Source organism: Pseudomonas sp. B21-010 (genome assembly GCF_024749325.1).
In the GTDB taxonomy this organism is placed as follows: domain Bacteria; phylum Pseudomonadota; class Gammaproteobacteria; order Pseudomonadales; family Pseudomonadaceae; genus Aquipseudomonas; species Aquipseudomonas kilonensis.
Genome location: NZ_CP087198.1, coordinates 700,485 through 721,775 on the forward strand (window position 1 = coordinate 700,485; position 21,291 = coordinate 721,775).

19 protein-coding genes are annotated in these 21,291 nt (G+C 60.7%); 9 read left to right on the forward strand and 10 right to left on the reverse strand.

Annotated elements, in window-relative coordinates; genetic code table 11:
- Nucleotides 1-786 precede the first annotated feature (786 nt).
- From nadE to LOY50_RS03050, 3 genes are all read right to left on the reverse strand, one after another.
- The gene (nadE, locus tag LOY50_RS03040) at nucleotides 787-1,614 is read right to left on the reverse strand and encodes an ammonia-dependent NAD(+) synthetase (protein ID WP_046064346.1); all 828 of its coding nucleotides are present in this window, start codon (nucleotides 1,612-1,614) and stop codon (nucleotides 787-789) included.
- A 4-nt stretch (nucleotides 1,615-1,618) separates the two neighbouring features.
- The gene (gene pncB / locus LOY50_RS03045) at nucleotides 1,619-2,845 is read right to left on the reverse strand and encodes a nicotinate phosphoribosyltransferase (RefSeq protein WP_212797752.1); all 1,227 of its coding nucleotides are present in this window, start codon (nucleotides 2,843-2,845) and stop codon (nucleotides 1,619-1,621) included.
- 113 nt (nucleotides 2,846-2,958) lie between these two features.
- Nucleotides 2,959-3,867, reverse strand: a complete 909-nt coding sequence (locus LOY50_RS03050; RefSeq protein ID WP_253471270.1) for a LysR family transcriptional regulator — start codon at nucleotides 3,865-3,867, stop codon at nucleotides 2,959-2,961.
- Between the two features lie 176 nt (nucleotides 3,868-4,043).
- Between LOY50_RS03050 and LOY50_RS03055 the strand changes: the two genes are divergently transcribed.
- From LOY50_RS03055 to LOY50_RS03095, 9 genes are all read left to right on the forward strand, one after another.
- Nucleotides 4,044-5,534 carry an aldehyde dehydrogenase family protein gene (locus tag LOY50_RS03055; RefSeq protein ID WP_258690268.1) on the forward strand — a complete coding sequence of 497 codons (1,491 nt, stop codon included), beginning with the start codon at nucleotides 4,044-4,046 and terminating at the stop codon, nucleotides 5,532-5,534.
- 156 nt (nucleotides 5,535-5,690) lie between these two features.
- Nucleotides 5,691-6,974, forward strand: coding sequence for an FAD-binding oxidoreductase (locus LOY50_RS03060; protein ID WP_258690269.1), 1,284 nt, complete (start codon nucleotides 5,691-5,693; stop codon nucleotides 6,972-6,974).
- A 370-nt stretch (nucleotides 6,975-7,344) separates the two neighbouring features.
- Nucleotides 7,345-8,481 carry an ABC transporter substrate-binding protein gene (locus LOY50_RS03065; RefSeq protein ID WP_214511434.1) on the forward strand — a complete coding sequence of 379 codons (1,137 nt, stop codon included), beginning with the start codon at nucleotides 7,345-7,347 and terminating at the stop codon, nucleotides 8,479-8,481.
- Nucleotides 8,482-8,644: 163 nt separating this feature from the next.
- On the forward strand, nucleotides 8,645-9,559 hold the full coding sequence (locus tag LOY50_RS03070; RefSeq protein WP_053181516.1) for an ABC transporter permease subunit: 915 nt from the start codon (nucleotides 8,645-8,647) through the stop codon (nucleotides 9,557-9,559).
- A gap of 2 nt (nucleotides 9,560-9,561) precedes the next feature.
- Nucleotides 9,562-10,842, forward strand: a complete 1,281-nt coding sequence (gene livM / locus LOY50_RS03075) for a high-affinity branched-chain amino acid ABC transporter permease LivM (RefSeq protein ID WP_253471276.1) — start codon at nucleotides 9,562-9,564, stop codon at nucleotides 10,840-10,842.
- Complete coding sequence (locus LOY50_RS03080) at nucleotides 10,839-11,711, forward strand: ABC transporter ATP-binding protein (protein ID WP_214511432.1); 873 nt, start codon at nucleotides 10,839-10,841, stop codon at nucleotides 11,709-11,711. The genes livM and LOY50_RS03080 overlap by 4 nt, the downstream gene beginning before the upstream one ends.
- Complete coding sequence (locus tag LOY50_RS03085) at nucleotides 11,708-12,424, forward strand: ABC transporter ATP-binding protein (protein WP_053117959.1); 717 nt, start codon at nucleotides 11,708-11,710, stop codon at nucleotides 12,422-12,424. The genes LOY50_RS03080 and LOY50_RS03085 overlap by 4 nt, the downstream gene beginning before the upstream one ends.
- A 357-nt stretch (nucleotides 12,425-12,781) precedes the next feature.
- Entirely contained in the window at nucleotides 12,782-13,744 is a 963-nt protein-coding gene (locus LOY50_RS03090; protein WP_018603751.1) for an IS110 family transposase, read from the forward strand.
- Between the two features lie 696 nt (nucleotides 13,745-14,440).
- Nucleotides 14,441-15,205: an SDR family oxidoreductase gene (locus LOY50_RS03095; protein WP_014336332.1), complete on the forward strand. Its 765-nt coding sequence runs from the start codon at nucleotides 14,441-14,443 to the stop codon at nucleotides 15,203-15,205.
- A 170-nt stretch (nucleotides 15,206-15,375) separates the two neighbouring features.
- Here the strand turns inward: LOY50_RS03095 and LOY50_RS03100 are convergent, their stop codons facing one another.
- From LOY50_RS03100 to LOY50_RS03130, 7 genes are all read right to left on the reverse strand, one after another.
- On the reverse strand, nucleotides 15,376-16,509 hold the full coding sequence (locus LOY50_RS03100) for an AGE family epimerase/isomerase (protein WP_258690270.1): 1,134 nt from the start codon (nucleotides 16,507-16,509) through the stop codon (nucleotides 15,376-15,378).
- Nucleotides 16,510-16,930: 421 nt separating this feature from the next.
- A complete protein-coding gene (locus LOY50_RS03105; RefSeq protein WP_253471282.1) occupies nucleotides 16,931-17,503 on the reverse strand; it encodes a HupE/UreJ family protein in 573 nt (190 codons plus the stop codon).
- Between the two features lie 31 nt (nucleotides 17,504-17,534).
- Nucleotides 17,535-18,149, reverse strand: a complete 615-nt coding sequence (ureG, locus tag LOY50_RS03110; RefSeq protein ID WP_003197309.1) for an urease accessory protein UreG — start codon at nucleotides 18,147-18,149, stop codon at nucleotides 17,535-17,537.
- 9 nt (nucleotides 18,150-18,158) lie between these two features.
- Nucleotides 18,159-18,848, reverse strand: coding sequence for an urease accessory protein UreF (locus LOY50_RS03115; RefSeq protein ID WP_258690271.1), 690 nt, complete (start codon nucleotides 18,846-18,848; stop codon nucleotides 18,159-18,161).
- Nucleotides 18,845-19,345, reverse strand: coding sequence for an urease accessory protein UreE (gene ureE / locus LOY50_RS03120; RefSeq protein WP_253471291.1), 501 nt, complete (start codon nucleotides 19,343-19,345; stop codon nucleotides 18,845-18,847). The genes LOY50_RS03115 and ureE overlap by 4 nt, the downstream gene beginning before the upstream one ends.
- 357 nt (nucleotides 19,346-19,702) lie before the next feature.
- Nucleotides 19,703-20,086, reverse strand: a complete 384-nt coding sequence (locus LOY50_RS03125) for a DUF6124 family protein (protein WP_253471292.1) — start codon at nucleotides 20,084-20,086, stop codon at nucleotides 19,703-19,705.
- Nucleotides 20,087-20,632: 546 nt separating this feature from the next.
- Nucleotides 20,633-21,265, reverse strand: a complete 633-nt coding sequence (locus tag LOY50_RS03130) for a TetR family transcriptional regulator (protein WP_014336338.1) — start codon at nucleotides 21,263-21,265, stop codon at nucleotides 20,633-20,635.
- Nucleotides 21,266-21,291 lie beyond the last annotated feature (26 nt).

The window sequence follows — 21,291 nt, forward strand, 5'->3', positions numbered from 1 at the left end:
TTGCTCCGTGGGCCGCCGCGAAGGGCCATCCATGGCCCAGCGCGGCTAACTCGGCATCCATGCCGGGTTGCCCACTGCGCAATACCTTCGTTCAGCCAGCGTGGTTAACGGGGCGCCCGAGATCAACGTCCTCCACGAGGCGGCCTAGTAGCCGACCTGGCTCTTGCGGTCGTACACCCATTAGATCTGTGGGAGCAAAGCTTGCTCGCGATGACGGTGTCCCAGTCAATGAAGATGTTGGATGTGCCGGCCTCTTCGCGAGCAGGCTCGCTCCCACAGGGGGCTCTGGATGCACATAAATATTGTGTCTACGGAAGATCCAGTGTGGGAGCGAGCTTGCTCGCGATAGCGGTGGCTCAGCCACACAGATGCCGGCATGAGCCCCGCTCTTGCTCTTGCTCTTGCTCTTGCTCTTGCTCTTGTTTCGGATCTTGATCTTGATCTTGATCTGGACGCCCCGTTAAACCACGCTGGCCGAACGCAGGCATTGCGCAGTGGGCATCCCGGCATGGATGCCGGGATAGCCGCGCTGGGCCATGGATGGCCCTTCGCGGCGGGCCCACGGAGCAATGCCTGCGTTCGGGCACACCGAGCCTAAGCGAGGTGCCGAGTGGTGGGGCAAAGCGTTTTTGGTTACTTTTGGCGCTCTTCCAAAAGTGACCCGCTGTAAGAGCGGAACCGCCAGCAGCCGTTACCGCAACAACGGATATACACACCAAACCTCAACATCAATGCAAGCTGACACACCGCTATCGCGAGCAAGCCCGCTCCCACAGGAATTACCCGTTACGGGGCATAAGGCATCACCCGCTTGTGCTCAGTCTTGCGATAGGTCTCGCAAATGATCCTGAACGCCTCGTCCCGCACAGGCTCGCCGTGCAGGAACGCATCGATCTCGGCATAGGTCACACCGTGGGAGGCTTCGTCCGGCTTGCCTGGGGACAGGTCCTCAAGGTCGGCGGTGGGGATTTTTTCCACCAGCGACTCCGGCGCGCCAAAGTCACGGGCGATGGCCCGGACCTGGTTTTTCACCAAGCCACTCAACGGCGCCAGGTCGCAGGCGCCATCACCGAACTTGGTGAAGAAACCCATCACCGCTTCGGCGGCATGGTCGGTGCCGATCACCAGGCCGTGCTCGGTGCCCGCGATGGTGTATTGCGCCACCATGCGCATCCGCGCCTTGGTATTGCCCAGCACGAAATCCCGCGAGACCGCTGCCTTGCCTTCGAATGCCGCGACTTGATCGGCCAAGGCCTTGACCGCCGGGCCGATGTTGACGGTATGGCGCTCGTCCGGGTCGATGAAGTCCACGCAGGCTTGGGCTTCATGTTCGTCGAACTGGGTTTCGTACGGCAGGCGCACGGCGATGAACTTGTAGGCGGCGTTACCGGTTTTCTCCCGCAGTTCGCGCATGGCACGTTGGGCCAGCAGCCCGGCGGTCAACGAATCGACGCCACCGCTGATGCCCAGCACGAGCGACTTGAGGCCGGAGTTGACCAGGCAATCCTGGATAAAGCCCACCCGCCGGGCGATTTCGGCCTTGAGGGCGGCGTCATCGGCGAACGGCGGCTGGACCTTGAGCTGTTCAGCAATCTCACGCTGTACGGCTTGCATGAATTCACTCCTTGCTTGATGTGTCAGAAAGGGCGGCAGGTACTTGGAAAACATGTCGCATGTAGGCGACGAAATTCGGGTCTTTGCAGTGGGTCTTGCCGGGCTCGTCTGAAATCTTGGCCACGGGTTGCCCGTCACAGCTGATCATTTTAAGCACGATGCTCATCGGCTCTACACCTGGAATGTCACACGTCAGGTTGGTGCCAATACCGAAGCTGACATTAATGCGACCACGCAATGCCCGAAAAATCTCCAGGCATTTGGGCAATGTCAGGCTATCGGAGAACACCAGGGTCTTGCTCATCGGGTCGATGCCGAGCTTGTGGTAGTGGGCAATGGCTTTTTCGGCCCAGATCACCGGGTCGCCCGAGTCATGGCGTAAACCGTCGAACAGCTTGGCGAAGAACAGATCGAAATCCTTGAGGAAGGCGTCCATGGTGATGCAATCGGTCAGGGCGATCCCCAGCAGGCCTCGGTACTCGCGCACCCAGCAATCGAGGGCAGCGATCTGGCTGTCGATCAGCCGCGGGCCCAGTTGCTGGTGGGCCATGATCCACTCGTGGGCCATGGTGCCCAGGGGCTTCATGTCCAGTTCTCGGGACAGGTGCACGTTACTGGTGCCGACGAAACGCCCCGGAAAATCATGCTTGAGCACGTTGACCACTTCTTCCTGGACACGGAAGGAAAACCGACGACGGGTGCCGAAGTCCGCGACTTGCAGTTCGGACAGTTCTTCGGCGCTGGCGTTGGCGCTCAGCCAGTCGAACTTGCGATAAAGCTGTTCCCGCGTCTGTTCCAGCACGATTTCACGATAGCGATAACGATTGCGCACCTCGCTGACGATGGCCAGCAGCGGCACTTCGAACAGAATGACGTGCAGCCACGGCCCGCGCAGGCGGATGAACAGCTCGCCGTTTTCGATACCGGTGTGCACGTAGCGCAGGTTGAAGCGAAACAGGCCCAGGAAGCGCAGGAAGTCCGGCTTCAGAAAGCTGATGCGCTCCAGGAAACCCAACTGGTCGGCGCTCAGGCTCAACTCGGCCAGGCGCTCGATCTGAAAGCGGATCTCCGCCAGGTACGGGCGCAGGTCTTCGCTGTTGCGGCAGCGAAATTCCCATTCGACTTCGACGTTGGGGTAGTTGTGCAACACCGCCTGCATCATCGTCAGTTTGTAGAAGTCGGTGTCGAGCAGGTTCTGCACGATACGATCGGCAAATACGCTCTCGCTCATAGGGTTCTCCAGACAGGCCGCAGCCGTGGGCAGCGAGGTTCGGCGGTTTGTAGTGAAAGGGCTAGTGGCGCATAACCGTGGTGGGTATTGCCAGTGTTTTGTGTTGGCTGCCGCTATTGCGGTGCATCCGGGTTGTCGATCTGCTCCAGCATCCACTCCACGAAAAGCCGCACCTTGGGCACTTCCGCCGAATGTTCCGGATAGGCCAGGTAATAGGCGTTGGTGCTGGGCATCGCGTGTTGCCAGGGGATGACCAGTTTGCCGTCGGCCAGTTCTTCTTCCACCAGAAACCGCGGCAGCAGGGCGACGCCGCAGCCGACCTGGGCTGCGCGGATGCACATGTAGAACGTTTCGAAACGCGGCCCGTGGTAGCTATGTTCGGTGTGGTAGCCCTGGTGGTCGAACCAGTCGTGCCAGGCCTGGGGCCGCGAGGCGTTTTGCAGCAGCACCAGCTCGGCCAGTTGGGTCGGGTCGGTGAAGGGCTGGTCAGGCAGGCTGCCGGGCGCGCAGACCGGTACCAGTTCTTCGCCAAACAGCTTCAGGGATTCGGTGCCAGGTCGCGAGCCTTGGCCGAAATAGAACGCCAGGTCGCTGCGCCCTTGCAGCAAGTCGTCGGCCTCCTGCTCGCTGCACAGGTCCAGGTGAATCTTCGGATGCCGCAATCGCCAACCCTTCAAGCGTGGGACCAACCAGCGAGCGCCGAAGGTCGGAGGCGTGGAAACGCGCAGGACTTCGGTGTCGCCGCCGTAGGAGCGCAGGTAATGGGTAGACATTTCCACCTGCGTGAGGATTTTTCGCACTTCCCCCAGGTACAAATCACCGGCAGGCGTCAGCTGCAAGCGTCGGCGCACGCGCCGGAACAGCAAGTGCTGCAGCAACTCCTCCAGTTGCGCGACTTGTTTGCTGACGGCGCTCTGGGTCAGGTTCAGCTCTTCGGCGGCACGGGTGAAGCTCAGGTGGCGGGTCACCGCTTCGAAGCATTGCAGCGCCGTGATCGACGGCAAATAGCGTTTATTGAGCATATGAGGCCTTATTTCTTGTGGCTCTGCTTATCCGGTCATGGCCAGCATGAATAAACGGAATGATATCTCGCTTAAAGGTCGTTTGTTGGCAAGTCTCGAGCCAGCTACAACTACAGGTCTGATCAGTCGCATTCGTCCGGCTGCCACTCATTTGTCTTTCGTGTGAGGAAATTTCCATGGTTGCTGCATTGCTTGATCGCTTGGGCGTCGACTCGGCCCTGTACCAGAACGGCACACAACCGGTGCATTCGCCCATTGATGGCAGCCGGATCGGCGCTGTGAACTGGGAAGGCGCGGCTGAAGTCGAGCAGCAGGTCAGCCGTGCCGAACACGCCTTCGACCTGTGGCGCCAGGTGCCGGCGCCGCGTCGCGGCGAGCTGGTGCGTCAATTTGGCGACCTGTTGCGTGAATACAAGGCCGACCTTGGCGAACTGGTGTCGTGGGAAGCCGGCAAGATCACCCAGGAAGGCCTGGGTGAAGTGCAAGAGATGATCGACATCTGCGACTTCGCCGTCGGCCTGTCCCGCCAGCTGTACGGCCTGACCATCGCCTCCGAGCGTCCGGGCCACCACATGCGTGAGTCCTGGCATCCGCTGGGCGTGGTCGGGGTGATCAGTGCCTTCAATTTCCCGGTGGCGGTCTGGGCCTGGAACACCACGCTGGCCCTGGTGTGCGGCAACGCGGTGATCTGGAAACCGTCGGAAAAGACCCCGCTCACCGCCCTGGCGTGCCAGGCGCTGTTCGAGCGCGTGCTGAATAATTTCAGCGACGCCCCCCCATACCTGAGCCAGGTGATCATCGGCGGTCGCGATGCCGGTGAAGCGCTGGTGGATGACCCGCGTGTGGCGCTGATCAGCGCCACCGGCAGCACCCGCATGGGCCGTGAAGTGGCACCGAAAGTCGCCGCGCGTTTCGCCCGCAGCATTCTGGAACTGGGCGGCAACAACGCCATGATCCTGGCACCGAGCGCCGACCTGGACATGGCCGTACGCGCCATCCTGTTCAGCGCCGTCGGCACCGCCGGCCAGCGTTGCACCACCCTGCGCCGGCTGATTGCCCATGAATCGGTGAAGGAAGAAATCGTCACCCGCCTCAAGGCCGCCTATTCGAAAGTGCGTATCGGCCATCCGCTGGAAGGCAACCTGGTCGGGCCGCTGATCGACAAGCACAGCTTCGACAACATGCAGGATGCGCTGGAGCAGGCCTTGAGCGAAGGCGGGCGCGTGTTTGGGGGCAAGCGCCAGCTTGAAGACCAGTTCCCGAATGCCTATTACGTCTCGCCGGCCATCGTCGAGATGCCCGAGCAGAGCGATGTGGTGCGCCACGAAACCTTCGCGCCGATTCTGTACGTGGTTGGCTACAAGGACTTTGCCGAGGCCTTGCAGCTGAACAATTCCGTGCCCCAGGGCCTGTCGTCCTGCATCTTCACCACCGACGTGCGTGAAGCCGAGCAATTCATGTCGGCCGTGGGTAGCGACTGCGGCATCGCCAACGTCAACATTGGCCCGAGCGGTGCCGAGATCGGCGGCGCATTCGGTGGCGAAAAAGAAACCGGCGGCGGTCGCGAATCCGGCTCCGACGCCTGGCGCGGCTACATGCGCCGCCAGACCAACACCGTGAACTACTCGCTGGAGTTGCCGTTGGCGCAGGGGATTACCTTCGACTGAGGTCGAGTCAACGGAAATCCCCTGTGGGAGCGAGCTTGCTCGCGATAGCGTCGAATCAGCCGACATCAATATCGGTAGATAAACCGCCATCGCGAGCAAGCTCGCTCCCACAAATGAAATGGTGTGGTGGTTGGGTTTCTTTTTCGGAGTCTGGCAATGCCGTTACACGAAGAGTGTCTGTGGGAAAAACTGACGCCGCAAAGGCCTGAAAACAGCGCGCTCACCGGCGAAGTCACGGCCGACGTCTGCGTGATCGGCGCGGGCTTTACCGGGCTGTCGGCGGCGGTGCATTTGCTCGAACAAGGCAAGCGCGTGGTTGTGCTGGAAGCTCATCGGGCCGGGCATGGTGGATCGGGGCGTAACGTCGGGTTGGTCAATGCCGGCCTGTGGATCCCTCCGGATGACATCGAGGCCGGATTCGGCGAGGCGGTGGGCAGCCAGCTCAACCGCATGCTGGGGGCTGCGCCGGCCCTGGTGTTCAGCCTCATCGATAAATACAACATCGATTGCCAACTGCGCCGCGAAGGCACCCTGCACATGGCCCATAACGCCCGGGGCGAGGCCGACCTGCGCAGTCGCGAAGCGCAATGGAAGCGCCGTGGTGCCCCGGTGGAATTACTCACCGGCCAGGCCTGTGTCGATGCCACCGGCACGTCGAAAATCGCCGCGGCGCTGCTCGACCGTCGCGCCGGCACGCTCAATCCGATGGCCTATACCAGCGGGTTGGCCAAGGCGGCCATCGACCTTGGCGGCCAGTTATTCGACCACTCGCCGGTGACGCGCCTGGAACGCCAAGGCCAGCGCTGGTCGGTGCAGACTGCCCAGGGTTCGGTGCTGGCCGAGCAGGTGGTGATCGCCTCCAACGCCTACACCGAGGGCGACTGGACCGAACTGCGGCGCAATTTCTTCCCCGGTTATTACTATCAGGTCGCCTCGGTCCCGCTGACCGACGAGGCCGCCCGACGCATTCTGCCGGGCGGGCAGGGCTCATGGGATACCCGCCAGGTGTTGAGCAGCATCCGCCGGGACAAGGACGGCCGTTTGCTGCTGGGCAGCCTGGGCAACGGCAACCGCAAGCCGACCTGGTTCCTCAAGGCTTGGGCCGACCGGGTGCAGCAGCACTATTTTCCTTACCTCAAGTCGGTGGAATGGGAGTGCACCTGGACCGGTTGCATTGCCTTTACCCCCGATCACTTGATGCGCCTGTTCGAACCGGCTCCCGGGTTGGTGGCCGTTACCGGCTACAACGGCCGGGGCGTGACCACCGGCACGGTGGTCGGCAAGGCGTTCGCCGATTACCTGTGTCACGGTAATGCCCAGGCCCTGCCGATCCCGTTCGCACCCATGCAGCCACTGGCTGGGGTGGGGTTACGCAGTTGCCTGTATGAGGCGGGTTTCTCGCTGTATCACGCGGGCCAGTGCCTGCGGATCGTCATTTGAGTGTTGAAAATTGTTGCTGGAACCCGCGTTTTCCGGCGTAGCGTCTAGCCTGTTATGGTGCGGGTTGTAGCAATCGCGCACCGACAGTGTGCAGTTCGGTGACGTGGGTTGTTACACAGTGGTTGCACGCCGTTTCGCGCGATGGTTGCAATGATGGCTCATGGAGGGTTTCACCCATTTAAATAAAAGGTTGCACCTTGCGCGGTTTAGACGGTTGCACGCCCCATGAAAAAGGGCCCGAAACAGTCGAAATAACAATAAAACAGCGACTTTTTTCAGAATAAAAAACCGATGGCACGGCACTTGCTCTGAGCTTCTCAGTGAAATGAAGTCGCAGTGCCAACTAAAAAAAACCTTGGAGCACCACCTCATGTCCCAGACGTTTTACAAGAAAGGTTTCCTGGCCCTCGCAGTGGCAACTGCGCTGGGTGTTTCTGCGTTTGCTCAAGCTGATGTGAAATTTGGTGTGGCGGGGCCGATGACCGGCGCCAACGCTGCATTTGGCGAGCAGTACATGAAGGGTGCCCAGGCGGCAGCCGATGCCATCAACAAGGCAGGTGGCGTCAACGGTGAGAAGATCGTACTGGTCGCTGGCGACGACGCCTGCGAACCCAAACAGGCCGTGGCCGTGGCCAACCGCCTTGTTGACCAGGACAAGGTGATCGGCGTGGTCGGGCACTTCTGCTCGTCCAACACCATCCCAGCCTCGGAGGTCTACGACGAAGCCGGCATCATCGCCATTACCCCGGGCTCCACCAACCCGGCAGTCACCGAGCGCGGCTTGGGCGCGATGTTCCGCATGTGCGGTCGTGACGACCAACAAGGCATCGTGGCGGGCGACTACATCGTCGACGTGCTCAAGGGCAAGAAAGTGGCTGTGCTGCACGACAAGGACACCTACGGCCAAGGCCTGGCGGATGCCACCAAGGCTCAACTGGCCAAGCGTGGCGTGAACGCGGTGCTGTACGAAGGCCTGACCCGCGGCGAGAAAGACTTCAGTGCCGTGGTGACCAAGATCCGTTCGGCCGGTGCCGACGTGGTTTATTTCGGTGGCCTGCACCCGGAAGCCGGTCCGCTGGTTCGCCAGTTGCGTGAGCAAGGGCTCAAGGACGTGAAGTTCATGTCCGACGATGGCATCGTCACCGACGAACTGGTCACCACCGCTGGCGGCGCGCAATACGTCGATGGTGTGTACATGACCTTCGGCGCCGACCCACGCCTGCTGCCAGACAGCAAGGCCGTGGTTGAAGAGTTCCGCAAGAACGGCACCGAGCCTGAAGGCTACACCCTGTACGCCTACGCTTCGGTCCAGGCCCTGGCCGCCGGCTTCAATGGCGCCAAGTCCAATAAGGGCGAAGACGCGGCCAAGTGGCTCAAGGCCAACTCGGTCCAGACCGTAATGGGCAAGAAGGAATGGGACACCAAGGGTGACTTGAAAGTCTCCGACTACGTGGTTTACCAGTGGGACAAGGACGGCAAATACCACCAGTTGGAAAAACAGAAGTAAGGGCTGAAGCGACCGTTTACGTCTCCTTGGGAGCCGGGCAAGCCCTGGTTTCCAAGGCCACGTCGACGGTCCTGCCTGACACTGCTCCGACGTAAATCTGTATTTTCCTTAGAAGAACCGCACACCCCTGGGTGTGCAGGTTCTCACTGCGTGAGATTGCGTTATGGATGGTATTTTCCTGCAGCAACTGATCAATGGCCTGACCCTCGGGTCGGTCTATGGTCTGATCGCCATCGGCTACACAATGGTCTATGGCATCATCGGCATGATCAACTTCGCCCACGGCGAGGTTTACATGATTTCCGCTTACCTCGCGGCAATCAGTCTGGCTCTGCTGGCTTACTTCGGTATTGAATCCTTTCCGCTTATGATCCTCGGCACCCTCGTGTTCACGGTCGTGGTCACCGGGGTATATGGCTGGGTCATCGAACGCGTCGCCTACAAACCCCTGCGCAACTCGACCCGCCTGGCACCGCTGATCAGTGCCATCGGCATCTCGCTGATCCTGCAGAACTACGCACAGATCAGCCAGGGCGCCCGCCAACAGGGTGTCCCGACACTGCTCGAAGGCGCCATGCGCGTCGACATCGGCAGCGGTTTCGTCCAGCTCACCTACACCAAGATTTTCATTCTGATTGCCGCGTTCGCCGGGATGGCCTTGCTGACCTACATCATCAAGTACACCAAGCTCGGACGCATGTGCCGCGCCACCCAGCAAGACCGCAAGATGGCGTCGATCCTGGGGATCAACACCGACCGGGTGATTTCCTACGTGTTCATCATCGGTGCGGCCATGGCGGCCCTGGCCGGCGTGCTGATCACCATGAACTACGGCACGTTCGACTTCTATGCCGGCTTCATCATCGGCATCAAGGCGTTCACCGCGGCGGTACTCGGCGGCATTGGCTCCCTGCCTGGGGCGATGCTCGGCGGGATCATCCTCGGCATTTCCGAGTCGCTGTTCTCCGGTCTGATCAACTCTGACTACAAAGACGTGTTCAGTTTCTCGCTGCTGGTGCTGATTCTGATTTTCCGTCCCCAAGGCCTGCTGGGTCGCCCACTCGTGGCGAAGGTATAAGTATGTCTGCTGCCAATAAACCGCTTGATATCAAAAAGAGCGTCATTGACGCGATCCTGGCCGGCCTGATCTCGCTGATCGTGTTCGGGCCGATCGTCGGCGTGGTGCTCGACGGCTACAGCTTCAACCTGCAACCGGCCCGCGTCGGCTGGCTGGTGGCGATCGTGATGATCGGGCGCTTTGCCTTGAGCCTGTTCCTGCAAACCCCCAAGGGGCTGAAGATTCTCCAGGGGTTCGAGAGCACCGGCTCCGGTGTGCATGTGCTGCCGCCCGACTACAAGTCGCGCCTGCGCTGGATCATCCCGGCGTTGATCGTGATTGCCATCGTGTTTCCGTTCTTCGCCAACAAATACGTACTCACGGTGGTCATCCTCGGGCTGATCTATGTGCTGTTGGGCCTGGGCCTGAACATCGTGGTCGGCCTGGCGGGGTTGCTCGACCTGGGTTACGTGGCGTTCTACGCCATTGGTGCCTATGGCCTGGCGCTGGGCTATCAATACCTGGGGCTGGGGTTCTGGACGGTACTGCCACTGGCGGCCATCGCGGCGGCGATGGCGGGGTGCATATTGGGTTTCCCGGTGTTGCGAATGCACGGTGACTACCTGGCCATCGTGACCCTGGGTTTTGGCGAGATCATTCGCTTGATACTCAACAACTGGCTGTCGTTCACCGGCGGGCCGAATGGCATGCCCGTGCCGTCGCCTACCTTTTTCGGCCTGGAGTTTGGTCGAAGAGCGAAAGATGGCGGGGTGCCCTTCCATGAGTTCTTCGGTATCGATTACAACCCGAACCTGAAATTCCTGTTCATCTACATCGTGCTGTTCATCGTTGTACTGCTGGTGCTCTATATCAAGCATCGCCTGACCCGCATGCCAGTCGGGCGTGCCTGGGAAGCCTTGCGCGAGGATGAAATCGCCTGCCGCTCCATGGGCCTGAACCATGTGCTGGTCAAGCTCTCGGCCTTCACCATTGGCGCCTCCACAGCGGGCCTGGCAGGGGTGTTCTTTGCCAGTTACCAGGGCTTCGTCAACCCGTCTTCGTTCACCTTCTTCGAGTCGGCGCTGATCCTGGCCATCGTGGTGCTGGGCGGCATGGGCTCGACGGTCGGCGTGGTGATTGCCGCGTTCGTGCTCACCGTGGCGCCGGAGCTGCTGCGCAGCTTCTCTGAATACCGGGTGCTGCTGTTCGGCGTATTGATGGTGTTGATGATGATCTGGCGTCCACGCGGCCTGATCCGTATCAGCCGTACCGGGGTGACGCCGCGCAAGGGGGTAGCGCCATGAGCGAAGTCGTACTCAAAGTTGAAAACCTGATGATGCAGTTCGGTGGCATCAGGGCCCTCAGCGATGTCAGCCTGCAAGTCAAACGCAACTCGATCTTTGCCCTGATCGGCCCCAATGGTGCGGGCAAGACCACGGTGTTCAACTGCCTGACCGGTTTCTACAAGGCTTCGGGCGGGAAGATCGAGCTCAACGTGCGTGGCGAGCAAACCAACGTCATCAAGCTGTTGGGCGAGGCGTTTCGCCCGACTGATTTCGTGTCGCCGAAAGCCTTCGCCAGCCGGCTGTACTACAAGATGTTCGGCGGCACTCACCTGGTGAACCGCGCCGGTCTGGCGCGCACCTTCCAGAACATTCGCCTGTTCAAGGAAATGTCGGTGCTGGAAAACCTGCTGGTGGCCCAGCACATGTGGGTCAACCGCAGCATGGTGGCGGGCATCCTCAACACCAAGGGCTACCGCAAGGCCGAAAGCGACGCCTTGGACCATGCCTTCTATTGGCTGGAAGTAGTGGACCTGGTGGATTGCGCCAACCGCCTGGCGGGCGAGCTTTCCTATGGTCAGCAACGGCGCCTGGAAATCGCCCGGGCCATGTGCACGCGCCCGCAGATCATCTGCCTCGACGAACCGGCCGCCGGCCTCAACCCTCAGGAAACCGAAGCGCTGAGTGCGATGATCCGGCTGCTGCGCGACGAGCATGATCTGACCGTGGTGCTGATCGAACACGACATGGGCATGGTAATGAGCATTTCCGACCACATCGTGGTGCTGGACCACGGCAACGTGATCGCCGAGGGCGGTCCCGAGGCGATTCGCAACGATCCGAAGGTGATCGCGGCCTACCTGGGTGCCGATGAAGAGGAACTGGTATGAGTGGACCTATCCTCGAGCTCAAGGAGCTGGACGTGTTCTACGGGCCGATCCAGGCCCTGAAAAAAGTCTCGATGCACATTGGCGAAGGTGAAACGGTGAGCCTGATCGGCTCCAACGGTGCCGGCAAGTCCACGTTGCTGATGTCGATCTTCGGCCAGCCGCGTGCAGCAGGCGGGCAGATCATCTACCAGGGTGTGGACATCACCCACAAGTCGTCGCACTACATTGCCTCCAACGGCATCGCGCAGTCGCCGGAAGGGCGGCGGGTATTCCCGGACATGACCGTCGAGGAGAACCTGCTGATGGGCACCATTCCCATCGGTGACAAGTACGCCAGCGAAGACATGCAGCGCATGTTCGAGCTGTTTCCACGGCTCAAGGAGCGCCGCAACCAGCGGGCCATGACCATGTCCGGGGGCGAGCAGCAAATGCTCGCCATCGCCCGGGCATTGATGAGCCGGCCAAAGTTGTTGCTGCTTGATGAGCCGAGCCTGGGGCTGGCGCCAATCGTGGTGAAACAGATCTTCGCCACCTTGCGTGAGCTGGCGTCCACCGGGATGACCATCTTCCTGGTGGAACAGAACGCCAACCACGCCCTCAAGCTCTCGGACCGGGCCTATGTGATGGTCAACGGCGAAATCCGCCTGACCGGCACGGGTAAGGAGCTGCTTGCCAACGAGGAGGTGCGCAACGCGTACCTGGGCGGGCATTGAGGCGGCGGTTGCAATGAAAAAAACCGGCGAGTGATCGCCGGTTTTTTTATCTCTCCAAAACACCACCAACCCTGTGGGAGCGAGCTTGCTCGCGAAAGCGGTGGGTCAGTCGACACGCCATGTGTCTGATACACCGCCTTCGCGAGCAAGCTCGCTTGTATGTTTAGACTTGAAGGGGTGGGCGGGACTAAAAGCTCGATTCCGACTCTAGCCAGTACGGACCGTGGGAGACTTCTCGTCCCGCCCTTTCTACCCAAAGCGCCAATAAGGAATTCATCGGTAAAACCGACGATAGAGACAAGCCAGCGCAAAGGTAGACCCCAACAAGCACCTAAACCCTAGCTCCGAGGATTCGTCATGACAATCCTTACCTCGCAGACGGTTGTTGGTATCGATATAGCCAAGGCCGAAATTGTTGTTTATCGCTCTGATCTGCAAACCATCGACACTATCAAGAATGATCGAACAGCCCTCAAACGCTGGCTAAAAACGTTGCCCGCCCAAAGCGCTCTTGCCGTTGAAGCCACCAATATCTATCACCTGGATACCGTCGAGCTGGCTCACGCGATGGGTCATCAGGTCTATGTCGTGGATGCTTACCGGGTGAGCAACTATCGTCGCGGCATCGGCCAAAGAGCTAAGAACGATCCTTGTGATGCCCGTCTGCTGGCGCGGTATTTGACCAATGAACAGCACGAGCTGCGGCTCTGGAACCCGCCACCGAAGGCCTACACGACATTAAAAAGCCTGCTTCATCGGCGCGCGACGCTGGTCAAGAATCACGCGGGTCTTATGTTGAGCTGGGCCGACGAACCCTTGTTAAAAAAAGCGCTGATTGCTCAGCAAAAAGCGTTTAAAGAGGCGATTCAGGCCATCCAGAAGTTGCTACAAAAAGTCAGCAAAGAGTCGGGAATTGAGGCGAATATCGACCGCTGCAAAGCCATCGAAGGCGTTGGTGAACTGGTCGCAACTGGGTTGGCGACGAGTTTTATGCGAGGTGATTTTGCGGACAGCGATGCATTTATCGCGTTTTTAGGGATGGACCTGCGGGTCGATGATTCTGGAAAAAAGAACGGTCCCCGGTACCTGAGTAAAAAGGGGGATCCAGAAATACGCCGCTTAGCTCATATCGCTGCAATGACGGCATGTCGCTCGCCTAGATGGAAACCGTTTTATGAGTCGTACCTGGTCAGAGGTTTCTCAAAAACCCAGGCATTGGTGGTGCTTGCTCGCAAGCTCTGCCGGGTGGCATTTGCCTTGATGAAAAATCAGAGCGAATACCAGCCGAAGCCTATGTTGCAGGGTTGCCCTGCAACATAGAATCTCCCACAGGTTTTTTATGCGTTTTTGCAATTGTGGACAACAATCCTGAGCCCCTGCGAAACCGCGACATAAAGTCGCCGCAAACAGTTGTTTTGTCACGGTTTTGACTTGTCCCCGTTTGCTGTGGAGCTGGCTGTGGGTAACGTGGGAGTAGCTGGCTGCAAGCCTTTGAATACGTGGCTTGCAGGGCTGTGATCGTTTTTTGATCAGGCGTTTTTAGTCAAGCGGGAGTGGCTGTTGTCAACACTTTTATGCACGCTGCAATGGGCTCGAAAGTCGATGGACAAGGCTGTGGATAAGTCTGTGGTTAAACTCTGGAAAGACTGCGCTGAGCACCGTCGTTACTGGCTTGGAGCCATCGCCCATCTCGCATTGGCTTATAGCAGATAACTTGCGCTGCACAACCTCACTTGCAGGGTCAAGCGAAAAAATTTTCCAAATACCCCGCAAAGCCTTATGCACAGCGGCTTGCGGGTTTTGCACTTGCCCCCGATTACTGTGGACGTGCCTGTGGATAAGGTGCGGGCAACCGGCTGCGGCCCTTGTTTGACAAGGCCTGGCGTTGATTGGTTGTTTTATGAGCAGTCGTTGGGCAAAAGCCGTGTGCAAGCCTTGCCCCTACCGTGCCAGGGCGGGCATGCTGTGGGCCGATTTCCATTTAATGGCTGTTGAAGTTCAAACAAGGAGAACACGATGTCTGACACCCTGTTTATTACCGGCGCGACGTCCGGTTTTGGTGAAGCCTGTGCCCGTCGTTTTGCCGAGGCCGGTTGGAAACTGGTGCTGACCGGTCGTCGTGAAGAACGCCTCAATGCCCTCTGTGCCGAGCTGTCGAAGCAGACTGAAGTCCATGGCCTGGTATTGGATGTGCGTGATCGCAAGGCCATGGAAGAGGCCATCGCCAACCTGCCGCCATCCTTCGCCAAGTTGCGCGGGCTGATCAACAACGCCGGCCTGGCCCTGGGCGTCGACCCGGCACCCAAGTGCGACCTCGATGACTGGGACACCATGGTCGACACCAATGTGAAAGGGCTGCTCTACAGCACTCGCCTGCTGTTGCCGCGCCTGATCGCCCACGGCCGTGGGGCCGGGATCGTCAACCTGGGCTCCATCGCCGGCAACTACCCGTACCCGGGCAGCCACGTGTATGGCGCGAGCAAGGCGTTCGTCAAACAGTTCTCCCTGAACCTGCGTTGCGACCTGCAAGGCACGGGCGTGCGGGTGAGCAATATTGAGCCGGGCCTGTGCGAGAGCGAGTTTTCCCTGGTGCGCTTCGGTGGCGACCAGGAGCGCTACAACGCGACCTATGCCGGCGCCGAGCCGATCCAGCCACAGGACATCGCCGATACGATTTTCTGGGTGCTCAATGCGCCAGCGCACATCAACATCAACAGCCTGGAGCTGATGCCGGTGAGCCAGACCTGGGCCGGTTTCGCCATTGAGCGCAACAAGGCGTAGGGAATGGTGTGTGGATGAGCTTTTGTGGCGAGGGAGCTTGCTCCCGCTGGGCCGCGCTGTAGGAGCTGCCGAAGGCTGCGATCTTTTGATCTTGGAAAGATCGCAGCCTCGCTTCGCTCGACAGCTCCTACAGGCCGAGCGGGAGCAAGCTCCCTCGCCACAAAGGTGCGTTACGCCAGATAATCGGCCAGCCCGCGATAGCAGGTCAGCAGGTGATACGGCGTAGTGGACGGCATGTCCCGGCGGCTGACGATGCCGTCGGCGTCCAGGCATTCGTTCCAGCCCTTGGCATGCAGGAAATGTTGCTGCAGCGCCTGCAATTGACGCAGCAGCAGCCCCTGGTTGCCCGGGCGCAAGGTGAGTGCCCGCAAGTATTCCGCCTGGGCCCAGATGCGTTGGGTGGCATCGCGTGGGCCTGCCTGGGATCCCAAGGCCAGCATTGCACACACCGCGCCGGAGTCCGGCGCGACGCCGCGTTGTTCGGTATGGCCGAGGCTGTGCGCCAGGGCTGTGTGCAACTTGCCGTTACGCAACAAGGGCGATGAGGCCAGCAAGTAATACCATTCGAACTGGTGCCCCGGTTCGAACCAGTTATCCACAGCCTTGAGCGGCTTCTCCATCATCACGCGTTGCTGCGGCTCGATGAACTGCTTGGACATCCCGTCGCAAAGGCTCAGCAGCGCCTGGCGGACGTTGGCGTCTTCGCGGACCGACAGGGTGGCGAGGAACGCTTCGGCCAGGTGCATCAAGGGGTTTTGCAACGGGCCGGATCCGGTCGTTGACCAGTCGCGCTTGAGGCTGGCTTCGTAGAGGCCGTCTGCGTTGGCAAAGCGCCGGGCAATGACCTCCAGGCTCGCGTTGAGCACCGATTCCACCAGCGGTTCGCGGACCTTGCCCCAGTAATGGGCGCAGGCGAACAGGATAAAGGCGTGGGTGTAGAGGTCTTTGCCGGTGTCCAGCGGCGCGCCTTGCGGGTCGATGCTGTAGAACCAGCCGCCGTGTTCGGCATCGTGGAAATGACGCTGCAGCGAGCGAAACAGTGCACTGGCCCGTTCCTCGGCCTGGGGCACTTCGCCGATCAGGCTGGCGAACACATACAACTGCCGCGCACAGGCCATGGCGCGGTAGCGCTGGGGTGGCAGCGGCGCATGTTCGGCATCCAGGGATTCATAGGGCAACGCCAGTTCGGCATTCCAGCCCGGGCCTTGCCACATCGGCACGATCACGTCGTGAAAATGCTGACGCACCGTTGCGAACAGGGCGGTCAATTCAGGCTGGGGAGCGGGGCGGGAAGCATGAGGCATTGGCGGACGTCGTCACGGCTGGGGGCGATTGCGCGACATGGTAGCAGAGTGACCGACTCCAGAGAGATGGCACCTGCAAGTCCGTCATCGCGAGCAAGCTCGCTCCCACAGGGGCCGGTGTGCACCGATCAAAGTGTGGATGCAGGCTGGCTCCCACAGGGGCTGGTGTACACCGATCAAAGTGTGGATGCAGGCTGGCTCCCACAGGGGCTGGTGTACACCGATCAAAGTGTGGATGCAGGCTGGCTCCCACAGGGGCTGGTGTACACCGATCAAAGTGTGGATGCAGGCTGGCTCCCACAGGGGCCGGTGTACACCGATCAAAGTGTGGATGCAGGCTGGCTCCCACAAGGGCTGGTGTATCCGATCAAACTGTGGGAGCGAGCTTGCTCGCGATAGCGGCCCGGCAGGCGCTAAAAAGTCAACCCGCCAGCAACCAAACCCCAGCCGCCGCCGAAGCCGCCCCGGCCAATCGGACCAACGGCGCCGCCGCTCGCGGCAACACCCGCACCAGGGCAAACCCGGCGCCATGCAACGCCGCCGTCGCTGCGACGAATCCTGCCGCATAGGCCCATGGGCTCGACATGTCCGGCAGTTCCAAGCCATGGGCCACGCCATGGAACAGCGCAAACAGTGCCGTCGCACCGACTGCCAGGCTCAATGGCGGACGCACCGCCAATGCCACCGCCAGGCCGAGGGCGAGCACCGAGGCGGCGATCCCGCTTTCCAGCGCCGGCAGGTCCAGGCCTTCAAAGCCCAGCAGGCCGCCGAGCAGCATCGTACCGACGAAGGTGCAAGGCAGCGCCCAGCGCGCGGCGCCTTGTTGTTGCGCGGCCCACAAGCCGACAGCCAGCATTGCCAGCAAGTGGTCGAGCCCGCCGATGGGGTGGCCGAGGCCGGCGATCAGGCCATTGTCGCCATGGCCTGGGTGGGCGAAGGCCAGGGCCGGGGTCAGCAGCAGGGCGAGGGCGCCGAGGAGGCGTTTGAAGGTCATGGATAAGCTTCCTTGTGGTCAGTCGGAAAGATCAGGCGGCGGTCAGCAGACCCTGGCGCTCGATGAAGGCGATGATGTCGTCCAGGCCCTGGCCGGTCTTCTGGTTGCTGAACACGAAGGGCTTGCCGTTGCGCATCCGCCGGGTGTCGCTGTCCATCATTTCCAGGGACGCACCCACCAGCGGTGCCAGGTCGATTTTATTGATCACCAGCAGGTCGGATTTGCAGATGCCCGGCCCGCCCTTGCGCGGCAGCTTGTCACCGGCCGAGACGTCGATCACATAGATGGTCAGGTCCGACAATTCCGGGCTGAAGGTCGCCGACAGGTTATCGCCGCCCGATTCCACCAGGATCAGGTCCAGGCCCGGGAAGCGCCGGTTCAACTGGTCCACCGCCTCCAGGTTGATCGACGCGTCTTCGCGAATCGCCGTGTGCGGGCAGCCGCCGGTTTCCACTCCGATGATCCGCTCCGGCGCCAAGGCCTCGTTGCGCACCAGGAAGTCGGCGTCTTCGCGGGTGTAGATGTCGTTGGTGACCACTGCCAGGTTGTAGCGTTCACGTAGAGCCAGGCACAGGGCCAGGGTCAGGGCGGTCTTGCCGGAACCTACCGGGCCGCCGATACCGACGCGCAGAGGTTGTGTATTCATGAGTGTCTCCTAGGAACGGAACAGACGGCTGTACTGGCGCTCATGGGCCATGCACGCCAGGGACAGGCCAAAGGCGGCGCTGCCGTAATGGTTGGGGGCGATGTTCGAGGTGTCGTGCTGGGCCTGTTGCAGCAGCGGCAGCAGTTCGCTGGTCAGGCACTGGGCGGCTTGCTGGCCCAGGGGCAGGGTTTTCATCAGCACCGCCAGTTGGTTTTCCAGCCAGCTCCACAGCCAGGCGGCGAGGGCGTCCTGGGGGGCGATATGCCAGGCGCGCGCCGCCAGGGCCCAGCACAAGGCCAGGTGCGGCTCGCTGCGTTGTTGGAGACTGAGCTGTTCAAGAAAGCCGCGCGCGGCACCGTCGAGTTCCGGCAGGCCGGCGAGCAGTTGCTGCAACGAGTAGCCCATCTGCCGGCTTTCCTGATACAGCTCACGGGTTTCCCGGCTGGCGCGGTGTTCTTCGCAATGCAGCAGCAGGGCGTCCCAATCGTCAGCGGCGGCTGCGCTGCAGTGCGCCAGCAGCAAAGGCGCTTCGAAACGCGCCAGGTTCAGCAGCAGTTGATCGCTGATCCAGCGCCGGGCGTCGTCGCAATTCTTGACCAGGCCGTTGTCCACTGCCATCTCCAGCCCCTGGGAATAGCTGTAGCCGCCAATCGGCAACTGCGGGCTGGCCAGACGCAGCAGCGCCCAGGCCGGGTTCATGTGCGCACGCCAAACTGATGCAGGCGCGGCGCGTAGTTGAAATCTTCGTCGCCGTGCCGGGAGTGATGGTGACCGCCGCCGTAGGCGCCGTGTTCCGGCTGGAACGGGGCTTCGATGGATTCGGCGCGGGCGCCCAGTTGCTCGAGCATCGCCTTGAGTACGTAGTCGTCCAGCAGGCGCAACCAGCCATCGCCCACTTGCAAGGCGACATGGCGATTGCCCAGGTGGTAGGCGGCGCGGGTCAGTTCGAAGGCGTTGGCGCAGGTGACGTGCAGCAGTTGTTCGGCGCGGGCGCAAACGCGCACGATGCGCCCGTCTTCAGCTTGCAGGCATTCGCCGTCGTACAGCGGCGGTTGGCCTCGTTCCAGGAACAACCCCACGTCTTCACCCCCGGCACTGAAACAGCGCAGGCGGCTTTTGCTACGGGCGTCAAAGGTCAGGTGCAGCTCAGCGTCCCAGCGCGGTTGAGTGTCGATTCTGCGGTGAATCACCAGCATCGGAGTGCTTCCAGCAATGAACAGTGCTGTGTTTAGAGCAAGGGGCTTGCCAACCGAAAGAGGTGTAGGAAATAGCTGGGATGGCGTTTCAGGGTGGGGCGGATAGCGTGCCATGTTGGTGCGTATCGAGATGCTGCGCACCATTTTGCGGCTGGCACAAAAAAGAACCTGTGGGAGCGAGCTTGCTCGCGATAGCGGTGGATCAGCCACTATCAATGCCACTGACAGACCGCTATCGCGAGCAAGCTCGCTCCCACAGTGGATTGGCGTTGAACTTGAGATTCGGTTCTACACACAACCCTGTGGGAGCGAGCCTGCTCGCGATAGCGTCGGTTCAGCCTGCATCAATGCAACGCTCTACACCTTGGCACTAGGCGCCGCCATCTCCTTGGTTTCCAGATGATCCAACGCCCGCTCAACCAACAATTGCACCCCATCGGCCATCCGGCTGATGGCCAGGGCGACGCAGCGGCGTGAATCGTCCACGTCGTCAGCCAGGTCGGCGGCGATGGTGCTGATGGAGGGCAGGTCTTCGGAGGCGTTGGCGAGCAGGGTTTCGGTGTCGATGTGGGGGGACACGATGAAGAGCTGGTTTTTGTCAGGTTCGGGCGGTGAGGCGGGCTTGGGCTTGAGGTAGTAATCGAGGGCGCGGGTGGCGGCGTCATCGAGCTTCTTTTCTTCCTGCGCTTGGACGCGGGACTTGTGGCTGTTTGGCGGGGGATTCGGAGTTGCTTTGAACATAATGAAAATCCTGGAAGTGGAGCCGGCACCCTCCGATTGCACGTCGAAAAATGGGTGGCAGCTGTACGTAGGTGTGCAAGACCGGTCCAGGAACCCGGCAGACCCGAAGATCTCCCACGCGCAGCCGCCATAATAGTCAGCGAGCATAGAAAAATGCTCGGCGAATAGCCATAACGAATACGCTCCTAGATCGGACTTGCACGTCCGTATCACCGTTTTTTGCGATGACGAACAAAGGTTAGCGGCGCTCGAGAGCGCTGCCTAGTTCATGAACAGCCCGGCGTGTTGAAGGAAATGTCCGAGGGTTTGGCGGGGAAAAGCACCAAAAGATCGCAGCCGTCGGCAGGTCCTACAGAAATTGCCTAGCGGCTGCCGAAAGCTGCGATTTTTTGATTTGAATGTTTGATGGAGAGATGCACCTTTTCTTACATCACAGAGCATCCGTCGCGTGGTTTTTCGGGAGGTGGTGTGTCAGGTGAGCAATCAAGGGGCTCAGACGCCGCCATCGCGAGCAGGCTCGCTCCCACAGAGAGCGCATGCTGACATTTATTCGGTGCTGCCCAGCCCTTGCCAATGCTTGAGGCCAATGAAGATGAACCGCAGTTGCTGGGTAATCTTCGCCTGGGGCGTGAGGTGTTCGGGGAGGGCTTGGGCGGGTGGGTCGATGATGTCCGGCAGGGTGGCGAACACGCTCTTGACGATGAGGTCGGCCATCACGCCCAAGGCGGCCAGGTCCAGGTGCTGCAGCTTGGGCATCAAGGCCAGGTCGGCTGCCAGGTCCGAGCTGATGTCTTCGCGCAGTTGGGCGATGGCCTGGCGCACCGGCAGGGAGCCGCCGTATTGCTCGCGGGCCAGGAACAGGAACTGCGATCGGTTGGCCTGCACCACATCGAGAAAGATCCGCACCGACGCGTCGATAATGCCGCCCATGACGAATTCGTTGTGGCGTACCAGGCGGATGGTTTCGCGAAAGGTCTGGCCGACTTCGCTGACCAGTGCCAGGCCCAGTTGGTCCATGTCGTCGAAGTGCCGGTAGAACCCGGTGGGCACGATGCCGGCTGTCCGGGCGACTTCCCGCAGGCTCAGGCTGCCGAACCCCCGGCCGCACTCCATCAAATGGCGGGCTGCGTCCATCAGGGCAATTCGGGTCTGTTGTTTCTGTTCGGCGCGGGGCAGCATCGCAAGGCTGGTTTCTGATTCACGGG